Annotated in this window: 1 protein-coding gene; it reads right to left on the bottom strand. The window is 48.6% G+C overall.

Translation table 11 applies throughout. The annotated features are described in order from the left end of the window. Positions 1-521: Rho termination factor N-terminal domain-containing protein (locus tag ACWHAR_RS31920; RefSeq protein WP_452089032.1), on the bottom strand; the 521-nt coding region annotated here is incomplete at both ends.

Genomic DNA, 521 nt, shown 5'->3' with positions numbered 1-521 from the left:
GATCTCTTTCAAGAGCATGGTTTTACCCGCTTTAGGCGGAGCGACGATCAGACCGCGCTGTCCAAAGCCGACCGGCGCCATCATGTCCATGATCCGTGTTGACAGGTGATTCGGCTTCGTTTCAAGCACCATCTGGCGATCTGGATAAAGAGGCGTTAATGCCGGAAAGTGCACGCGTTCTTTTGCTGATTCAGGATCGTCGCCGTTAACCGCTTCAACGTGCAGCAGGCCGTAATACCGTTCGTTTTCTTTTGGAGGGCGGACCTTTCCGGACACTTTATCACCGTTTCTCAAATCAAAACGGCGGATTTGTGAGGCGGAAATATAGATATCCTCTGAACTAGGCGAGTAGTTGATCGGTCTGAGAAAGCCGAACCCTTCGGACTGGATGATTTCCAATACGCCTTCCATGAACAGCAGATCTTCCTGTTCGGCGTTTGCTTTCAGAATGGCAAAAATCAGTTCCTTTTTTGTCAGTTTGCTGTAATAAGAGACTTTATAATGCCTTGCAAGCTCATACA

The sequence above is a fragment of the Bacillus sp. LR--39 genome (assembly GCF_053613335.1).
The sequence above is the reverse complement of the archived record's forward strand: the minus strand, read 5'-3'. Positions and strand labels throughout refer to the sequence as shown.